This is a genomic window from Deinococcus aquaticus (genome assembly GCF_028622095.1).
GTDB lineage: Bacteria > Deinococcota > Deinococci > Deinococcales > Deinococcaceae > Deinococcus > Deinococcus aquaticus.
On the sequence record NZ_CP115165.1, the window covers coordinates 460,952 to 476,218 of the forward strand.

Here is a 15,267-nt window from a genome sequence, read left to right on the forward strand (position 1 = left end):
CCACCACTGGAAGGCCGCCTGCTCTGGAGTGCGTAGGGACTCAGTTGTGCTGAGCCGCCTGCCACTGCTGCACGCTGGGGGCGGCGTCGGCGCGGGACAGCAGCGCGACCAGCTGGCCGTCCTGATGGGGGGTGATCAGCAGGGTGTGCTCGCCGTACGCGAGGTGCAGGCTGCTCAGGTCACCGCGTTGCAGGTGCAGTCCGGCGGTGGTGGCGGTGGTCAGCAGGAAGCGGCTGTACTTGCCGAACGCCTCTGGAATGGCCTGCCCGGCGTGTGCGCGGGCCTGCCCGTCGGGGCCGTACTGCGCGGCGCCCACGACTCCGTTCAGGGCGACCAGCTGTTCCAGCGGGCTCAGGGCGAGAGCGGGGGCCTGCGGCGCGGCCGGCACCTCGGGAATGGCCGGCACTGCGGGAACGGGCGGCTGTACCGGGGCCTGTTCGATGGCCGGCATCCTGGTTTCTGGCAGGTGGGCGGCCGGCTGGTGCGCTTCTGGCAGGTGCGTGGCCGGGAGCGCGGCGTCTGCGGCGGGGGCCTGGGCGTTCTTGCGGGCGGCCAGGGCGGCCTGCAGGTGCGGTTCGATGGCGGGCAGCAGTTCGGTGGGCGTGAAGGGTTTGCGCAGCACGCCGCACGCTCCGGCGCTGGTGGCGTCGCGCTGGGTCACGTCGTCCACGATGCCGCTCATGAGCATCACGGGCACGTTCACGTGGCGGTCGCCGAGGGTGCGGGCCAGTTCCAGGCCGCTCATGCCGGGCATCAGGATGTCGGCCAGGATCATGTCGGGCAGCGGCTCGAGGTTCAGCAGGGCGTTCTCGGCGCTGTCGGCCATGCGGACCACGTAGCCCTGCGGGGCCAGGATGCGTTCCAGGGCCTTGCGGACGCTGACGCTGTCATCCACGACCAGGATGGTGGTTGGGGCAGGGGTGTGGGTCAGGTCGGACGGGTTCATGAGGCCTCCAGGGCAGAGTTGGGTGAGGTTGCCTGAGAGTGATCAATCTGCACGGCGGCTTCCATCAGCAGGCGGGCGGTGGGGAGTGTGATCTGTTTAGGGTAACTGTTCAGGGCGTCGGGGGAAATCAGGTGGAAGCGGAACTCGCCGGGACCCGAGACGCTCATCAGGTGCGTGGCGGCCTGCGTGGGTGGCATGGTGCCGAATTCCGCGTCGATGATCTCACCCCGGCGCAGCACGAGGTGCGCGGGTTGCGCGCCCAGGTGCAGGATCAGCAGGCCCGTCAGTTGCAGGTCCTGGGTGCACAGCAGCACGTCGGTCAGGCCCAGGGAGGTCAGGGTGCCGTGCAGGGCGGCGGCGTCCGGGTCGGCCCAGCGGGGCGCGGTCAGTTCGCCCAGGCGGGCCAGGGCGCGGGCCAGTCCCTCGGGGACGCTCAGTCCGGCGGGGACGGTCACGTCGTGCGGGCCGCCGTAGCGTTTGGGCAGTTGCGCGCCGGGAATCAGGATGATGGTCTCGGCGCTGGCCGGGTCGTCCCGCAGGATCTCGTGCAGGTCGGCGGGACTGAGGTCCTCGAGATGCGGGTCGATGATCACCAGGTACGGTTTCTCGCGTTCGATCTGCGTCAGGGCGTGGAGGCCTCCGGCGGCGGTGGTGGCGGTCCAGCCAGCCGCTTCGATCAGCGCGGCGTGCGACAGGGCGCGTGACAGGTGCGGCGAGACCACCAGGCAGCAGCTGTCGGAACCTCCCCAGGTCATGCGCTGACCTTCCCGGCGGGCAGCAGCGCGGTCAGGCGGCGTTGCAGCAGGCGTTCCTCGGCGGGTTTGGCGAGGTAGTCGCTGGCACCGAGTTCCATGGCGAGTTGCTGGTGTTTCTCACCGGCGCGGGTGGTCATGATCACGACCGGCAACCCCGTGTGGGCGGGGCTGCTGCGCACGGCGCGCAGGAGCTCGAAGCCGTTCATGCGGGGCATTTCGAGGTCGCTGAGCAGCAGGTCGGCGCGCTCGCCGGCCAGCAGGCGTTCCAGGGCTTCCTGGCCGTCGCTGGCGGTGGTGACGGTGAACCCGAAGCGTTCGAGGCTGCGGCCCACGTGGCGGCGCACGCTGAGGCTGTCGTCGACCAGCAGGATGTGCGCGGTGTCGGTGGGGGCGGCCGTGCGGCGCTCGGCGCGGCGCACACCCCGGGCGCTGGCCTGCGCCAGTCCGGCCGGGTCGAGGATCGCGGCGGGGAAGGCCCGGCCAGCCGCGTCGTTCAGGGTGGTCATGCCGCTCAGGTACTCCAGGCTGCCCAGCAGGGTCCCGGCGGGCCGCAGCACGATTTCCTCGAGGCTCAGGAACTCGTCGACCAGCAGGTGCAGGGTGCCGGCGCCGTTCTCGCCGGCCAGGGCGACGCGGGCCACGTAGCGGACGCTGGCGGGCGCCTCGCCCCACAGGTCGTTCAGGTCCACGCTGCCGGCAGGCGCCTCGCCTTCCAGGACGCTCATGCCCTGCATCTGCGAGGCGAGGATGGCCACGCGCTGCGTGCCGACGCGCATGACCAGCACGTCCGTGATCTGCTGCGCGACCGGGACGTGCAGGGTGATGGCGGTGCCCTGGCCGGGCTGGCTGCGCAGGTTCACGCGGCCGCCCATGCGGGCGATGGCGTCGCGCACGGCGTCCATGCCGACGCCGCGCCCGGCTTCCTGCGTGACCTGCCCGGCGGTGCTGAGGCCCGGCAGGAACACCAGTTGCGCGGTCTGGTCGTCAGTGTACGTGGCGAGTTCCCCGGCGCTGGCGTGCCCGGATTGCAGGGCGCGCTGGCGCAGCGCCTCGAAGTTCAGGCCGCGCCCGTCGTCCTGCACGGTCACGCTGAGGTGGCCGTCGGCCACGCGGGCGCTCACGCTGACCTGCAGGCGGCCGGGTTTGCCGTGCGCTTCGCGCTCTGCCGGGGTCTGCCCGCCGTGCACGGCAGCGTTGGTCAGCAGGTGCAGCAGCGCCTCGCCCAGCGGGCCGGCGTGCTGCGCGTCGATCAGGCTGTCCTCGCCGTGAATGGTGAGGGTCAGGTCGTCGCGGCGGCCCGCCCAGCGGTGCAGGGGCGCGGTGACGCGGCTGACCGGCAGCAGGCGGGCGCGGCTGAGTTCCACGCGCAGCTGGCGGGTCAGTTTTTCCAGGCTGGTCAGTTCGTCGCCCAGCGCGCTGATGCCCTGCGCGGTCTGGGCGCGGATCTCGGTCAGGTCGGCGCTCAGTTCGGTCACGGCGCGCGCCAGGATGTTCAGGTCGTCGTACGTGTCGAGTTCCAGCGCCCCGAAGTCCGCGAGGCGGTCCTGGAGTTGCAGGTCACCGGCCGGGCGGGCCGTTCCCGCGCTGCCCATGCCCGCGCCTGCACCCGTGCCAGTGCCCATGCTGCCGCCGGGCGTCAGGTGGGGGTTCAGGTAACGTTCCTCGAAGTCGCGCACGGTGCGCTGCACGCGTTCGTGCGCGGCGTCCAGGCTCCCGGAGAGCGCCTGCTGCCGCAGGAACAGGCCGTTCAGGCGGGCGCGGCTGGCGACCAGTCCGGCCACGTCATCCAGCATGCCGTCCAGGCGGGCGCTGTCCACGCGCACACTCAGGCGGGTTTCACTGCGGGCCGTGTCGGTCGGGGCGGCCGTGACCGGCAGGGCCGGGGCCTGACCACCCAGCAGGGCGGCCACGCTGGCGCGGTAGGTCTGCACGCGGTCCGTCTGGGAGCCCAGGCGACCCTCGGCGTGAGCCAGGACGGCCTCGGCCACGTTCAGGCCGTCCTCGAGCAGCGGCAGGGCGCGGTCCAGGGGAATGCCGTCCTCGCGGGCACTGGACATCAGGTCTTCCAGGGCGTGGCCGGTGTCCGCGAGGTCCTGCAATCCCACCATGGCGCTGCTGCCTTTCAGGGTGTGAGCCGCGCGGAACAGCGCGGTCAGGTCCGGGGTGTCCGAGTCCAGGCCCTGACGGAGCGCGGCGGTCAGTTCGGCCGCTTCCGGCCCGAAGTCCTCCCAGATGGGCGCGTTGATGACCGCGAAGGGTTGCTCCTCGCGCAGGTCGCTCAGGGCGTCGCGGGCCTTGAGTTCGAAGGGGTGGGCCTTCAGGAGCGCCGTGACGTGCTGCGGGCCGTCCTTGTGCGCGAACATTAGCCCCACGTCGCCTTCGCCCTCGCCGCGCTCGATGCGGTCGAGGGCCATGTTCATGCAGCTCACGGCCCGTTCGAGCACCTCGGTGATCTGCGGAACGGCCGTTTCGGGCAGGCTGGCGCGGCCTTCCATCAGGCGCTCGAGCAGTCCGGCCAGCGCGGCGGTCTGCGGGTAACCGTACAGGCCGGCGGTGCCCTGAAGGCGGTGGCCGAGAACCCACAGGGTTTCCATGGCCTGCAGGCGGGTGGTGGGCATCCACAGGTCGACGGTCGCGTCCTCGAGCCCGGCCGTGACGCTACGGGCGTCCTGCAGGTACGTGGCGGTCAGGTCCGCGTCCAGGGTGACCGGGTTGTAGGGAACGGACGTCATGGCTGGTTTCCTCTCAGGAAGTGAAGTGGGAGAAGCGGACGCGCGGGACCATGCCAGCGGGCGTGGTCCCGGCGGAAGCTCAGTTCGGAAGCTTGAAGCGCGACAGGCTCTGCAGCAGGTTCTGCGCGAGGTGCTGCAGTCGCTGCGCGGCGTCACGGCCCTGCTGCACGCTCTCGTGCGACTGCTCGGCGATCTGACCGATCTGGTGCACCGATTCGCTCACCTGTTCCACGCTGATCACCTGGGCGGCGGTGGCGGCGTTGATTCGTTCGGCGAACTGCGCGGCCTGCGCGGCCAGCGTGCCCAGTTCCTCGATACGCTCCCCGGCGGTCGCGGCGACGCGGTACCCCTGTTCCACCTCGCGGGTGCCGTCTTCCACGCTGGTGACGACCTCCGTGATTTCCAGCTGCACCGTGCGGATCAGGCTGGCGATGCGCGCGGTGGCCTGCGCGGAGGAGTCCGCGAGTTTACGCACTTCGTCTGCCACGATCGCGAAGCGGCTGCCGGCGGCCCCTGCACCGGCCGCCTCGATGGAGGCGTTCAGTGCCAGAAGGTTGGTCTGGCTGGACAGGCGCGAGATGGTGTCCACGATTTCCTGAATTTCCAGCGAGCGTTCACCCAGCGTCTTGATTCGGCGGGAGACGCCCTGCACCTCGCGGCGGATATTCTGCATGCCGTCCAGGGTGCCCAGCACGGCCTCGCGACCCTGCTGCGACGCCGCGAGTGCCTGGCGGGCCGAGTCGGCGCTCTGGCGGGCGGCGTCGGCCATCTCGCGGAAGCCTTCGGTCACGGTCTGCACCTGCTCGGCCACGCGGCGCGTTTCGGCGGTGGTGGTGTCCGCGCCGCGCACGATCTGGTCGGTGGTGCCCAGCATCTCGCGGCTGGCGGAAGTCACGGACGCCGAGGCTTTCTGCACCTCGCCCAGAACGGCGCCCAGCTCGTCGACCATCACGTTGATGGAGTCCACGACGTTCCCCAGCACGTCCTCGGACACGACGCCGCGGCGGGTCAGGTCGCCGCCCGCGATGTCCATGGTCACGTCCAGGAACGAGCCGATGTTGCCCTGCAGGCGCTGCGCTTCTTCACGTTCCGCGACGTTCCTGTCCTCGTTGGCGCGCAGCTGCGCGGTCGCGTTGTTGAAGGTATAGGCCATGAAGCCCAGTTCGTCGCGGGTCTGCACGGGCACCTGCACGTTCAGGTCCCCCTGGGTCAGGGCGCGGCTGGCGCGGGTCAGTTCCGAGAGGGGTTTGACGATGGAGCGCGACAGACGGATCAGCAGCGTGAACGCCAGGATCAGGGCCAGACCGACCAGCGTCAGCGCCAGCAGCAGTTGCCGTCTGGCGTTGTCCACGCGCTGCTGCAGCAGGCCGCCCAGCACTTTGGTGCCCACGTTCAGGGTGGCGGTGCCTTTCAGGGACGCGCCGTCCTCGATGCTGCTGGCGCTGATGCCGTTCAGGGTGCCCTTCTCGACCGATGCGTTCAGGTCGGCCAGGACCGGGGTCAGGGCGTCCGCGAAGGTCTGCGCGGATTTCCCGAGCGTGTCTTCCAGGGCGGGGTTCACGCGCACGGCGCGTTCCACGCTGGACTGGTAGGCGACCAGGGCACTTTCCATCTGCACGTTCAGGCGGCGGATCAGTTCCAGGTAGGCGCTGTCGTCACCGGGTTCGCGCAGGCCCGCCTCGGCGGTCAGGCCGGCCACGTGCAGGCGGGTCAGGATTTCCGGCAGGATTCGCAGCGTGGCGTCCATGGTGAAGAAGGTGTCGGCGACCGGGTCGAGCATCAGGCCCGACTGGGTCAGGGCGTCCTCGATCATGCCGCGCTGGTAGTTGGCGGTCAGGCTGCTGAAGGCCTGCACGATGCTCAGGTCGGCCTGCATGCCGATGGCATCGGGCAGCACCTTCCATTCCGTGCGGAACTCCTCGATGCGGCTGCGGTAGACAGGGTCCACCATGGTTTCCAGGGTGTCCAGCGCGGCGGTCACGGCGGCGGCGGACTTCTCGGCCCGGGCGGCATCCCCTTCGAGCGCGCTGTCCGTGAAGGCGTTCACGTTATTGCTGATGGCGCTGAGCGGCACGAACAGTTGCAGACCGCTCAGTTCGCGCTGAGCGAAGCTGATGTTGCTCTGCTGCCCGGCCAGCATGATGCTCACCAGGATGGTCAGCGGCACGCCGAAGGCCAGTGCGGTCAGCGAGAGTTTCTGACCCACGCGCAGTTGTCCCAGCCAGCCGACACGCTGATCCTGGGCGGTGCGGGAAGGGCGGGACAGTCGGGCAGTCTGGAACTGGAGTTGCATGGGTGAACCTCCGGGGGGAAGGGGCGGCCTGGGGGCAGCGGAGCGGGGGCGGGCAGGGATGGACAGCGGGGCGGCGGGGGCCGGGACGGGTAGCGGGCGTTACTGACCCAGGGAGTCGCGCAGTTCGCGGGCCAGCACGGCCGGGTTCAGCAGCGGGCCACCGGGCAGGTCGATCAGCAGGGCGCTGCTGACGGGCGGGGTGGGCAGGGCCGTGACGCCGAACACCTCGTTGACCAGCAGGGCCACGCGGTCCCCTTCAAGGCTGGTCAGGACCATCAGGCGGGGCTCGTCGGCGGCGGGCGCGCCGGTCAGGAGGGGAGCGAGGTTCACCAGTGGCACGGCGCGGCCCTGCACGGTGGTCAGGCCCAGTAGCAGTGGCTCGCCGTTCGGGAGGGGCGCGACCGGTCCCAGCTCGGCGATGGTCTGCTCTCCCGAGAGGGGCAGGGCCACGCGTTCGCCCTGAATGCGGACCAGCAGCGCGTCCGGCATCAGCCGATCAGTTTGGCGATCACGCCGTACAGCTGGTCGGGCGTGTACGGCTTGACGATGTAATCGTCGGCACCCTGACGCAGGCCCCACTTCACGTCGGTTTCGTTGCCCTTGCTGGACACGAACACGACTTTCAGGGCTTCCATGCCGGGCTGGCGGCGCAGGCCGCGCACGACCTCGTAGCCGTTGCGGCCGGGCATCACGACGTCCACCATCAGCAGGTCGGGTTTGACCTGTTCGGCCACAGCTTCCACCTGCGCGGGGTCGTTCAGGGCCGTGACGGTGTGGGCAGTGCCGTTCAAGGCGGCTTCCATGAACTTCAGGTCGGCGGGGGAGTCATCAACGATCAGGATTCGTGCCATGCAGATTCAACTTCCTTGGGGGGCCGCGCACCGGGGTGACCGGGCGCGTACCGGAAACCATTCCGGGGGAGGGGGCGAAGCGGGAGAACACACAAGCGGGAGGACGGGGAATGTGGGCGCGCGGCCCAGAAGGGGGACAGGGTGAGGTGTGAGCAGGGGGGGTTCAGTCGGCGGCGCTGCCGGCGCCGAAATCCATCTCGTCGAGATCGCCGCCGCGTCCGGCGTCCATCAGGATGCTGGTGACGGCCAGACCGATCAGCAGGAACGACACGACGCCCACGATCAGGGCCAGCAGCGAGGTGTCCACGCCACCGGAGGCCAGTCCGGTCTTCATCTCGTCGACCACGTGGTAGTTCAGGGCGGCCATGCCTGTGTAGTGCATGCCGATTACGGCGGCGCCCATCACGAGGCCCGCGCCGACCTTCACGCCCAGCAGGGCCATGCGGCTCTGACGGGTCACCCACTCGCTGGACAGAAGGCGGAACAGGAAGAACGCGACCATGCTGGCGCCCACGGCGATCAGGACCGAGGCGATCAGCGGGAACCACACGAGCTGCACTTCCGTGCCGGGCATCTGGTAGGCGGCCATGCCGGTGTAGTGCATGATCACGATTCCCAGACCGGCGACCGATCCGGCGGTGGCCAGACGGCCCAGACTCAGAGGTCCGGCGTGCAGGATGCGCAGCGCGGGGTAGATCAGCGCCACGGCGATCAGGCCGGAGAACACGGTCAGGCCCGGGTTGAAGTTGGCAGCCACGTTCACCTGGTAGGCCAGCATGCCCACGAAGTGCATGGCCCAGATGCCGTACCCGAGCACCAGGGCCTGCGCAATCAGCCAGAAGCGGCTGGCGCTCTGACTGAAGTTCTGCCCGGCGCGGCCCGCCAGTTCCAGCGAGACGTACGATGCCAGCGCCGCAATGATGTAAGACAACACGATGTAGGAGCTGTTCCACTGCGCGCTCACCATCTGAGAATGATCCATATGTCGTTCCTCCTTCGTCACGGTTGGCCCACCGTTCAACGTCTCTGAACCATAAACCCAGCGAACTCACATAAAACTTACTGATCCGGAAGGTGATCGGCGGCACAGGCAAACATGAAAAACTGCACTCTCATGATGTGCGGGCGGTCAGTCGCCATTCCGGCGGCCCCGGCCGACACGTGCCCTTCCCTCTCCCCCGCTGCGCTCCTGCCCCGCACAGGTGTGCCGCACCCGCACGGTTACGCCCCGTATGGTGACCTCATGACCTCCTTCCCCCTGACCGACAGGTTCACGGCCGCCCTGGCCCTCGCCAGCCAGTGGCACGCCGGGCAATACCGCAAGGTGCCCACCGGCGAAACGCCGGTCATTCCGTACCTGTCTCACCTGCTGGGCGTGGCATCCATCGCCCTGGAGTACGGCGCGACCGAAGATCAGGCCATCGCCGCGCTGCTACACGACGCCCTGGAAGACGGCCCGGCCAACACCGGACAGACACCCGCCCACCTGCGCGAGCAGATCGCCGGAACGTTCGGAGAGAGCGTCGCCCATCTCGTGGACGACGCCACCGACGACACCCCCGCCCCCGGCCAGCCCAAACGCCCCTGGCCGGCCCGCAAGGCCGGGTACCTGACCAGCCTGCACGGCAAGAACGCGGCCTCACTGCTCGTCAGTGCTTCAGACAAACTGCATAACGCCCGCACCATCCTCGCCGATGTCAGCGTCCTGCCCGCCGACCAGCGCGCCGCGTACTTCGACCGTTTCGGGCAGGGCCACGGAGGCACCCTCCAGTACTACCGCCTGCTCAGTGACCACTACCATGCGGCTCCCTCCGCCCACACCCAGCCACGCCTGCGCGCCCTGCTGGACGAACTCGACCTGACCGTCACCGCCCTGGAACACGCCACCGGCCTGACCAGCAACCAGACCCGCCAGCTGCCGCTGCTGCAAAGTGCTCAGGCACCCCAGTAACTAAGGCATGCGCCGTAGCCCATGCCCGAAACGAAAAACCCCCTCTGGGAGGGGGTCTGTGTGGTGTGCCCGAAGGGATTCGAACCCCTGGCCTTCTGATCCGTAGTCAGACGCTCTATCCAGCTGAGCTACGGGCACATCCTGTTGATTGCTGGCGCTCATTGCCCAGCCGAAAGAGGTTACAGGGTTCAGACGGAAATTGCAAGTAGGGTTGCGGCGTCAGGGCAGGAACACACCGCGAGCCAGAACAGCGAAACCCCCGCGCATGGCGGGGGCTTTCTGTGGTGGTGTGCCCGAAGGGATTCGAACCCCTGGCCTTCTGATCCGTAGTCAGACGCTCTATCCAGCTGAGCTACGGGCACATCCTGTTGGTGCTGTATTCAACGTGCTGGGCGTTGAATGTTGGCGAAGAGGGAGGGATTCGAACCCTCGATACCTTGCGGTATACACCCTTAGCAGGGGTGCGGTTTCAACCACTCACCCACCTCTCCAGTCCGGTTGTCATGTTTTGGCGAGGGGTGAGGGATTCGAACCCCCGGTAGGTTGCCCTACTACGGTTTTCAAGACCGTTGCCTTCAACCACTCGGCCAACCCCCCCTGCATGGCGGGGCGCGCCGTTGCTTAACTCAGGCGCGAGAGGAAGTATATGAGGGGGGGCGCGTCCTGTCAAATGCGGGTCAGGGGCGGCGGCGTAGCAGCGGCAGGGCCAGCAGGGTCAGCGCGGCCAGCGCCCAGGGCCACAACCTGGGGCGGGAGGCGCGGGCCTCGCCGCGCAGCAGGGCGCGCAGGGCGGTTTCGTGCGGGGTGGGTTCGGGGGGCGTGAGGGGGGCGGCAGGGAGGGTCAGGTCGGCGGACAGGGTGTCGGTGCGGTAGGCGTTCTCGCGGGGGTGGCCGCTGCCGGCGGCGAGGTGCAGGCCGGTCTGGCGGAGCTGGTCGGCGGGGCCGTCCTCGACCCAGGGGGTCAGGGCCAGGAAGCCGGGGCGGGGGTCAGTCAGGACGTAACTGCGCGGCTGGGGGGCCTGTTCGGGCGGGCCGGTGATGGCACTCTGGCCGTCGAAGGTGAGGTTCAGGAGGTTTCCGACGACCATGGGGTTCACGGCGTAGCGGATCTGGGCGCTGGTGCTGGTGACCTGCCAGCTGCTTTCCAGCCACGCGACGGTCTGGTCGCGGATGTGGGCAGGGTCGGGCGGCAGGCCTTCCTTGGCGGTCCAGGGGGAGCCGTTCGCGTCGGGTTGTAGCAGGACGGTGCAGCCCTGCGCTTCCAGCGTGCCGATCACGTCGGGCCGGAAGGCGTCGAGGCTGATGGCGACGCCCAGGTTCCCGGCGGGTGTGGGGAACACGCGCATCTCGCGCAGGTCGCCGGGGGTGAGGTCCACGCCGCCCGCCTGCTCGTCGGGGGTGAGGTGGACCTTGTCGGTCACGCCGATCAGGTCGCCGCTGGGGTCGAGAAGGACAGTCTGGTTGGTCAGGATGCCGGGCGCGCGGGTCAGCTGGCGGCCGCGCAGGCGGTAGCGGGGCGTGGGGGCGCTGCCGCAGCAGAGGTACACGCCGTACTCGCGGGCCAGGTCGCGGCAGGTGTGCAGGTACAGGGCGGTGTTCTCGTCGATTCCGGCAAGTTGCAGGGCGCGGATGGGTGACACGCGTTCGCGCAGCAGGATGGGCAGCGTGCGCGGCAGCCTCGCCAGGAACAGGGCCAGCGCCACGCGCTCAAAGGTGCGCAGTCGCAGCGCCCAGCCGCCGCCGCGCAGGACCAGCGGCAGACCGTTCAGTTCGGTCAGGACGACCAGGGTGGGGTGGTCGGCGCTCAGGTGCGGGCGGGCGGATTCCAGCTGGGCGCGCATCCAGCGGCGGAAGGCGTCGGCGTCCGTGAAGTCGCTGGCGTGCCATCTGGGCTGCACGGCCACGGCGCGCACGACCCGGTCCGGGGCGGTGGTGGAGTGGGAGGTCATGTGCCGTTCAGGGTAGCGGGCGGCGCGTGAGATCGCAGCAGGATTGCGCTGTGCGGGGCCGGGCGGAACCCGTAGCATGGAGGGCGTGAGCGGCGAGGCGTCCGGGGCAGACTTCAACAGTCTGGTCTTCACGTGTCTGGGGGACGCGGCCCTGAGTGTGAGCACGCCGCGCGCGCGGGCGCTGCTGGCGGGCCTGCGAGACACGCCGCTGCCGGGGGTGCTGGAGGTCGTTCCGGCGCTGATGAGGCTGACCGTGCTGTTCGATCCGCTGAGGCTGGACGCCGGGCAGCTGGAGGCGGCGCTGCGCGGGCGGCTGGCGGGATTGCGGGAGCAGCCGGACGGGCCGGGCGCGGGCGGCGCCGCGCGGACGCTGGTGGTGCCCGTCGTGTTCGGCGGGGCGGGCGGCCCGGACCTGGAGTGGTGCGCGGCCCACGCCGGGCTGACCGGGGAGGCGTTCGTGTCGGCGCTGTGCGCGCAGAAGCTGGAGGTGGCGTTCCTGGGGTTCACGCCAGGATTCGCGTTCCTGACGGGCCTGCCGCCGTCACTGCGGATGCCGCGCCTGGACGCGCCGCGCGGGCGGGTTCCGGCGGGCAGCGTGGCGCTGGGCGGGCCGTGGGCGGGCGTCTATCCCAGCGGCACGCCCGGCGGCTGGCGCATCGTGGGCCACACGGACCTGAGTCTGTTCGACCTGTCGCGGCCCGAGCCGGTGCCGTGGCGGGCCGGGGACCACGTGCAGTTCCGGGCGGTCATGGCCAGGAGCGCGAGGTGATTGAGGTGATCCGGCCGGGCGTGCAGTCCACCGTGCAGGACGCCGGGCGGCGCGTGCGGGCGCTGGGCGTTCCGGCAGGCGGCGCGGCGGACGCGGCGGCCCGCCGACTGGCGAACGCCCTGGTCGGGAACGCGCCGGAGAGTCGCGCGGCGGGGCTGGAGGTCACGCTGTCCGGCCCCACGCTGCTGTTTCACGCGGCGGCACTGGTCAGCCTGTGCGGCGCGCCGTTCGAGGTGGCGCTGCTCGGCGCGGACGGCGCGGGTCGGCCCTTCGCGCCCTGGCGGGCCGTGCCGGTGCAGGCTGGTGACCGACTGAGCATCGGGGGTACCCCGGCGGGCGCGCGGGCGTTCCTGGCGGTGCGGGGCGGGCTGGACGTACCAGAGGTGTTCGGCAGTCGCGGCACGGACCTGCGCAGTGCGTTCGGGGGCGTGCAGGGGCGGGCGCTGCGGGCGGGGGACCGACTGGCGTGGTCTCCCCTGCCCGGGGTGAGGCCCGCGCGGGCGTTCGTGTCGCCGGAGCTGCGCACGCCGGTCGGGCCGGACCACACGCTGCGGGTGCAGGTCACGCCGGACGCCACGCCGGACCTGCTGGACGCGCTGACCGGGCAGACGTTCACGGTGAGCGCGCAGGCGGACCGCATGGGCGCGCGGCTGTCCGGGGTGGTCGCCGCGCCGCACGACCCGGCGCGCGCCAGTGTGCCGAACGTGCCGGGCATGGTTCAGCTGCCGCCAGACGGACAGCCCATCCTGCTACTACCGGACGCCGGCACGCACGGCGGCTACCCCACGCCGCTGGTCGTGATCAGCGCGGACCTGCCCCGGCTGGCGCAGTTGCGGCCCGGTGACCGCGTGACCCTGCGGCCCGTCACGCCCGCACAGGCCCGCGCGGCGCTGTGGGCGCACGAGCGGGGGCTGCGGCAGGCCGAGTGGGCGCTGCGGCACTGGTACGCGGGGGCCGGGAGCGCTCCTCTATGCTGCGCCCATGCAGATTGATCTGAACGCGGACCTGGGTGAGGGCAGCGCGCACGAGGAGGCGGTCATGGCGTCCGTGACGAGCGCGAACATCGCGTGCGGCGGGCACGCCGGGGACACGGAAACGATGCGGGATTCGCTGCGGCTCGCGGCGCGGTTCGGGGTGGCGGCGGGCGCCCACCCGGGCTTCCCGGACCGCGAGGGCTTCGGGCGGCGTGAACTGCACTTCCCGCCGGCCGAGGTCACGGTTTTCGTGCGCGAGCAGATCGAGGCCCTGAAGGCCGTGGCGGCGCGCGAGGGCGTGCAGCTGTGTCACGTCAAGCCGCACGGGATGCTGTACAACATGGCCGCGCGTGACCCGGCGCTGGCGCGGGCAGTCGCGCAGGCGGCGGCAGACAGCGGCATAGGGCTGTACTTCGGACTGGCGGGCCAGGACAGCGTGATGCTGCGCGAGGCTTCCGCGCTGGGCCTGCGGGCGCTGGGCGAGGGCTTTGCGGACCGGGGGTACGCACCGGACGGGACCCTGTGGCCGCGCGGTCAGGCAGGCGACCTGCTCGGCGCGGCCGACGCGGCGGCGCAGGGCGTGAGGATTGCGCGCGAGGGCCGCACGCGCGCCGTGACCGGGCAGGACATCGCCGTTCCGGCCGGAACGCTGTGCCTGCACGGCGACGGCCCCGAGGCAGCCGCCCTGGCGAGTGAGCTGCGCCGGGCGCTGCAGGAGGCGGGCGTGCAGGTCGCCGCCCCAGCCTGACATGCCGACAGGCGTGACCTCCCAGACGGGGCAGGTCTGCCGGCCGGGCTTAAGAATGTGGGGGGGATGAGGCGGACTGTCAGGACAGAGTGAGAGTTTGCCTGCTTCACTGTCAGGCAGCATGAGACGCCCGCCTCTTTCCCCCAGGGATTCCCTGACTGCCAGTCAGGTGGGCGGCGTGGCCCGCGACAGCCTGGACCGCCGCGCCCTGAACCGCCGCCTGCTGGGGGTGGTGCTGGCCGCGCTGCTGCTGAAGATGCTGTCCCTGCCCATGAGCAGTTTCGAGCGGGCGGCGCTGCCGCTGCTGGCGCTGCTGATGGCCGGCGTGGCCGCCAGCACCCACAATGCCCGGGTGCCGCTGCGGACCCTGCACCTGACCACGCTGCTGGGGGCCTGGGCGTACCTGCTGGGCAGCCTGTGGTTCGTGCTGTTCCGCGTGCCTTCAGAGTTGCAGCTGGTCAACCTGAGTGGCATGGGGCCGTGGATCACGGTGCTGATCGCCTCGCACCTGTGGCTGCTGGGCCGCCAGGACAGCAGGCTGCTGAACCTGCTGGGGCTGGGCGGCGTGGCGGGCCTGACGCTGGTGTACGTCGCCGGGCACGGTGCCTGGGCGTCCCCGATCGTGGGGATGGTCGTGCAGACCCTGCTGGCGTCCACAATTCTGCTGGTCGGGCAGCACAGCGCGGTCCTGCGCACGCTGGGCAATCTGCGGCGGGACCTGCTGGGCGGCGGTCTGCCCGGCGAGCACGATCCGCTGACCGGTCTGCCGGGCCGCCAGGGAACCGAGGACGCGCTGGTCCGCGAGTTCCAGCGGCGGCCCGAGGGCCTCAGCGTGGCCGTGATCGGCGTGGACGGACTGGGAGCCCTTCAGGAGCAGTACGGGCTGGGGTTCACCGAGCGGCTGGTGGCGCACCTGTCCCGCGTGACGCTGGGCGTGGTGCGGGATCAGGATGTGCTGGGTCGCCTGGGGGCAGATCAGCTGGTGATGGTGATGCGCACGCCGGACGCCCGCGCGGCCCGCGCCGCCTGCGAGCGCCTGCGGGTGCGCATCGCGTCCCGTCCGCTGGAGGGCGTGAACCTGACGGTCAGTGTGGGTGTGGCGTTCTACGCCGAGCATGCCGACCCGCAGGCGCTGTGGCAGGAAGCGCAGGACGCGCTGGCATCGGTGCAGGGCAGTTCCCAGAACCGCGTGGCGCTGGGCGTGTGGCACGCGGCCGGTGCGGACGACCGCCCGGATCAGAACGGGAGCGCGCCGCAGGTCTTCCCCGCCTGACAGCAGAGCGGCGCTGAAGCTTGCTG

At 70.7% G+C, this 15,267-nt stretch carries 13 protein-coding genes and 4 tRNA genes; 5 read left to right on the forward strand and 12 right to left on the reverse strand.

What is annotated here, in order from left to right; translation table 11 throughout:
- Positions 1–40: 40 nt before the first annotated feature.
- The 7 genes from M8445_RS02300 to M8445_RS02330 form a co-directional block, all read right to left on the reverse strand.
- Positions 41–946: a response regulator gene (locus M8445_RS02300; RefSeq protein WP_273989369.1), complete on the reverse strand. Its 906-nt coding sequence runs from the start codon at positions 944–946 to the stop codon at positions 41–43.
- Entirely contained in the window at positions 943–1,701 is a 759-nt protein-coding gene (locus M8445_RS02305; protein ID WP_273989370.1) for a DUF4388 domain-containing protein, read from the reverse strand. The genes M8445_RS02300 and M8445_RS02305 overlap by 4 nt, the downstream gene beginning before the upstream one ends.
- Positions 1,698–4,433 (reverse strand): hybrid sensor histidine kinase/response regulator, encoded by a 2,736-nt coding sequence (locus M8445_RS02310; RefSeq protein ID WP_273989371.1) that lies wholly within the window; start codon positions 4,431–4,433, stop codon positions 1,698–1,700. Before M8445_RS02310 ends, M8445_RS02305 begins: the two co-directional genes overlap by 4 nt.
- A 79-nt stretch (positions 4,434–4,512) precedes the next feature.
- Positions 4,513–6,726, reverse strand: coding sequence for a methyl-accepting chemotaxis protein (locus M8445_RS02315; RefSeq protein ID WP_273989373.1), 2,214 nt, complete (start codon positions 6,724–6,726; stop codon positions 4,513–4,515).
- Between the two features lie 99 nt (positions 6,727–6,825).
- Positions 6,826–7,215 carry a chemotaxis protein CheW gene (locus tag M8445_RS02320; protein WP_273989374.1) on the reverse strand — a complete coding sequence of 130 codons (390 nt, stop codon included), beginning with the start codon at positions 7,213–7,215 and terminating at the stop codon, positions 6,826–6,828.
- Positions 7,215–7,577: a response regulator gene (locus tag M8445_RS02325; protein WP_273989375.1), complete on the reverse strand. Its 363-nt coding sequence runs from the start codon at positions 7,575–7,577 to the stop codon at positions 7,215–7,217. The genes M8445_RS02320 and M8445_RS02325 overlap by 1 nt, the downstream gene beginning before the upstream one ends.
- Positions 7,578–7,740: 163 nt before the next feature.
- Positions 7,741–8,559 carry an MHYT domain-containing protein gene (locus tag M8445_RS02330; protein WP_273989376.1) on the reverse strand — a complete coding sequence of 273 codons (819 nt, stop codon included), beginning with the start codon at positions 8,557–8,559 and terminating at the stop codon, positions 7,741–7,743.
- 261 nt (positions 8,560–8,820) lie between these two features.
- Here M8445_RS02330 and M8445_RS02335 point away from each other — a divergent pair, with 261 nt between their 5' ends.
- Positions 8,821–9,528, forward strand: a complete 708-nt coding sequence (locus tag M8445_RS02335; protein WP_273989377.1) for an HD domain-containing protein — start codon at positions 8,821–8,823, stop codon at positions 9,526–9,528.
- A gap of 61 nt (positions 9,529–9,589) precedes the next feature.
- Here M8445_RS02335 and M8445_RS02340 read toward each other — a convergent pair.
- The 5 genes from M8445_RS02340 to M8445_RS02360 form a co-directional block, all read right to left on the reverse strand.
- Positions 9,590–9,666: transfer RNA gene (locus tag M8445_RS02340), tRNA-Arg, on the reverse strand.
- Between the two features lie 147 nt (positions 9,667–9,813).
- Positions 9,814–9,890, reverse strand: a tRNA-Arg gene (locus M8445_RS02345).
- Positions 9,891–9,931: 41 nt separating this feature from the next.
- Positions 9,932–10,019: transfer RNA gene (locus tag M8445_RS02350), tRNA-Ser, on the reverse strand.
- Between the two features lie 18 nt (positions 10,020–10,037).
- Positions 10,038–10,125, reverse strand: a tRNA-Ser gene (locus tag M8445_RS02355).
- Positions 10,126–10,205: 80 nt separating this feature from the next.
- Positions 10,206–11,477: a nitrilase-related carbon-nitrogen hydrolase gene (locus tag M8445_RS02360; RefSeq protein WP_273989379.1), complete on the reverse strand. Its 1,272-nt coding sequence runs from the start codon at positions 11,475–11,477 to the stop codon at positions 10,206–10,208.
- A gap of 85 nt (positions 11,478–11,562) precedes the next feature.
- Between M8445_RS02360 and M8445_RS02365 the strand changes: the two genes are divergently transcribed.
- The 4 genes from M8445_RS02365 to M8445_RS02380 all read left to right on the forward strand — a co-directional run bounded on the left by M8445_RS02365 (position 11,563) and on the right by M8445_RS02380 (position 15,241).
- On the forward strand, positions 11,563–12,246 hold the full coding sequence (locus M8445_RS02365) for a 5-oxoprolinase subunit B family protein (protein ID WP_273989380.1): 684 nt from the start codon (positions 11,563–11,565) through the stop codon (positions 12,244–12,246).
- Complete coding sequence (locus M8445_RS02370; protein ID WP_273989382.1) at positions 12,243–13,238, forward strand: 5-oxoprolinase subunit C family protein; 996 nt, start codon at positions 12,243–12,245, stop codon at positions 13,236–13,238. Before M8445_RS02365 ends, M8445_RS02370 begins: the two co-directional genes overlap by 4 nt.
- Positions 13,228–13,968: a 5-oxoprolinase subunit PxpA gene (pxpA, locus tag M8445_RS02375; protein WP_273989383.1), complete on the forward strand. Its 741-nt coding sequence runs from the start codon at positions 13,228–13,230 to the stop codon at positions 13,966–13,968. Before M8445_RS02370 ends, pxpA begins: the two co-directional genes overlap by 11 nt.
- Positions 13,969–14,089: 121 nt before the next feature.
- A complete protein-coding gene (locus tag M8445_RS02380; RefSeq protein ID WP_273989384.1) occupies positions 14,090–15,241 on the forward strand; it encodes a GGDEF domain-containing protein in 1,152 nt (383 codons plus the stop codon).
- The last annotated feature ends 26 nt before the right edge of the window (positions 15,242–15,267 follow it).

Excerpts from the sequence above, each read along its gene's own strand:
- M8445_RS02300 (WP_273989369.1), bottom strand. The coding sequence starts at position 946 with ATGAACCCGTCCGACCTGACCCACACCCCTGCCCCAACCACCATCCTG.
- M8445_RS02305 (WP_273989370.1), bottom strand. The coding sequence starts at position 1,701 with ATGACCTGGGGAGGTTCCGACAGCTGCTGCCTGGTGGTCTCGCCGCAC.
- M8445_RS02310 (WP_273989371.1), bottom strand. The coding sequence starts at position 4,433 with ATGACGTCCGTTCCCTACAACCCGGTCACCCTGGACGCGGACCTGACC.
- M8445_RS02315 (WP_273989373.1), bottom strand. The coding sequence starts at position 6,726 with ATGCAACTCCAGTTCCAGACTGCCCGACTGTCCCGCCCTTCCCGCACC.
- M8445_RS02320 (WP_273989374.1), bottom strand. The coding sequence starts at position 7,215 with ATGCCGGACGCGCTGCTGGTCCGCATTCAGGGCGAACGCGTGGCCCTG.
- M8445_RS02325 (WP_273989375.1), bottom strand. The coding sequence starts at position 7,577 with ATGGCACGAATCCTGATCGTTGATGACTCCCCCGCCGACCTGAAGTTC.
- M8445_RS02330 (WP_273989376.1), bottom strand. The coding sequence starts at position 8,559 with ATGGATCATTCTCAGATGGTGAGCGCGCAGTGGAACAGCTCCTACATC.
- M8445_RS02335 (WP_273989377.1), top strand. The coding sequence starts at position 8,821 with ATGACCTCCTTCCCCCTGACCGACAGGTTCACGGCCGCCCTGGCCCTC.
- M8445_RS02360 (WP_273989379.1), bottom strand. The coding sequence starts at position 11,477 with ATGACCTCCCACTCCACCACCGCCCCGGACCGGGTCGTGCGCGCCGTG.
- pxpA (WP_273989383.1), top strand. The coding sequence starts at position 13,228 with ATGCAGATTGATCTGAACGCGGACCTGGGTGAGGGCAGCGCGCACGAG.
- M8445_RS02380 (WP_273989384.1), top strand. The coding sequence starts at position 14,090 with ATGAGACGCCCGCCTCTTTCCCCCAGGGATTCCCTGACTGCCAGTCAG.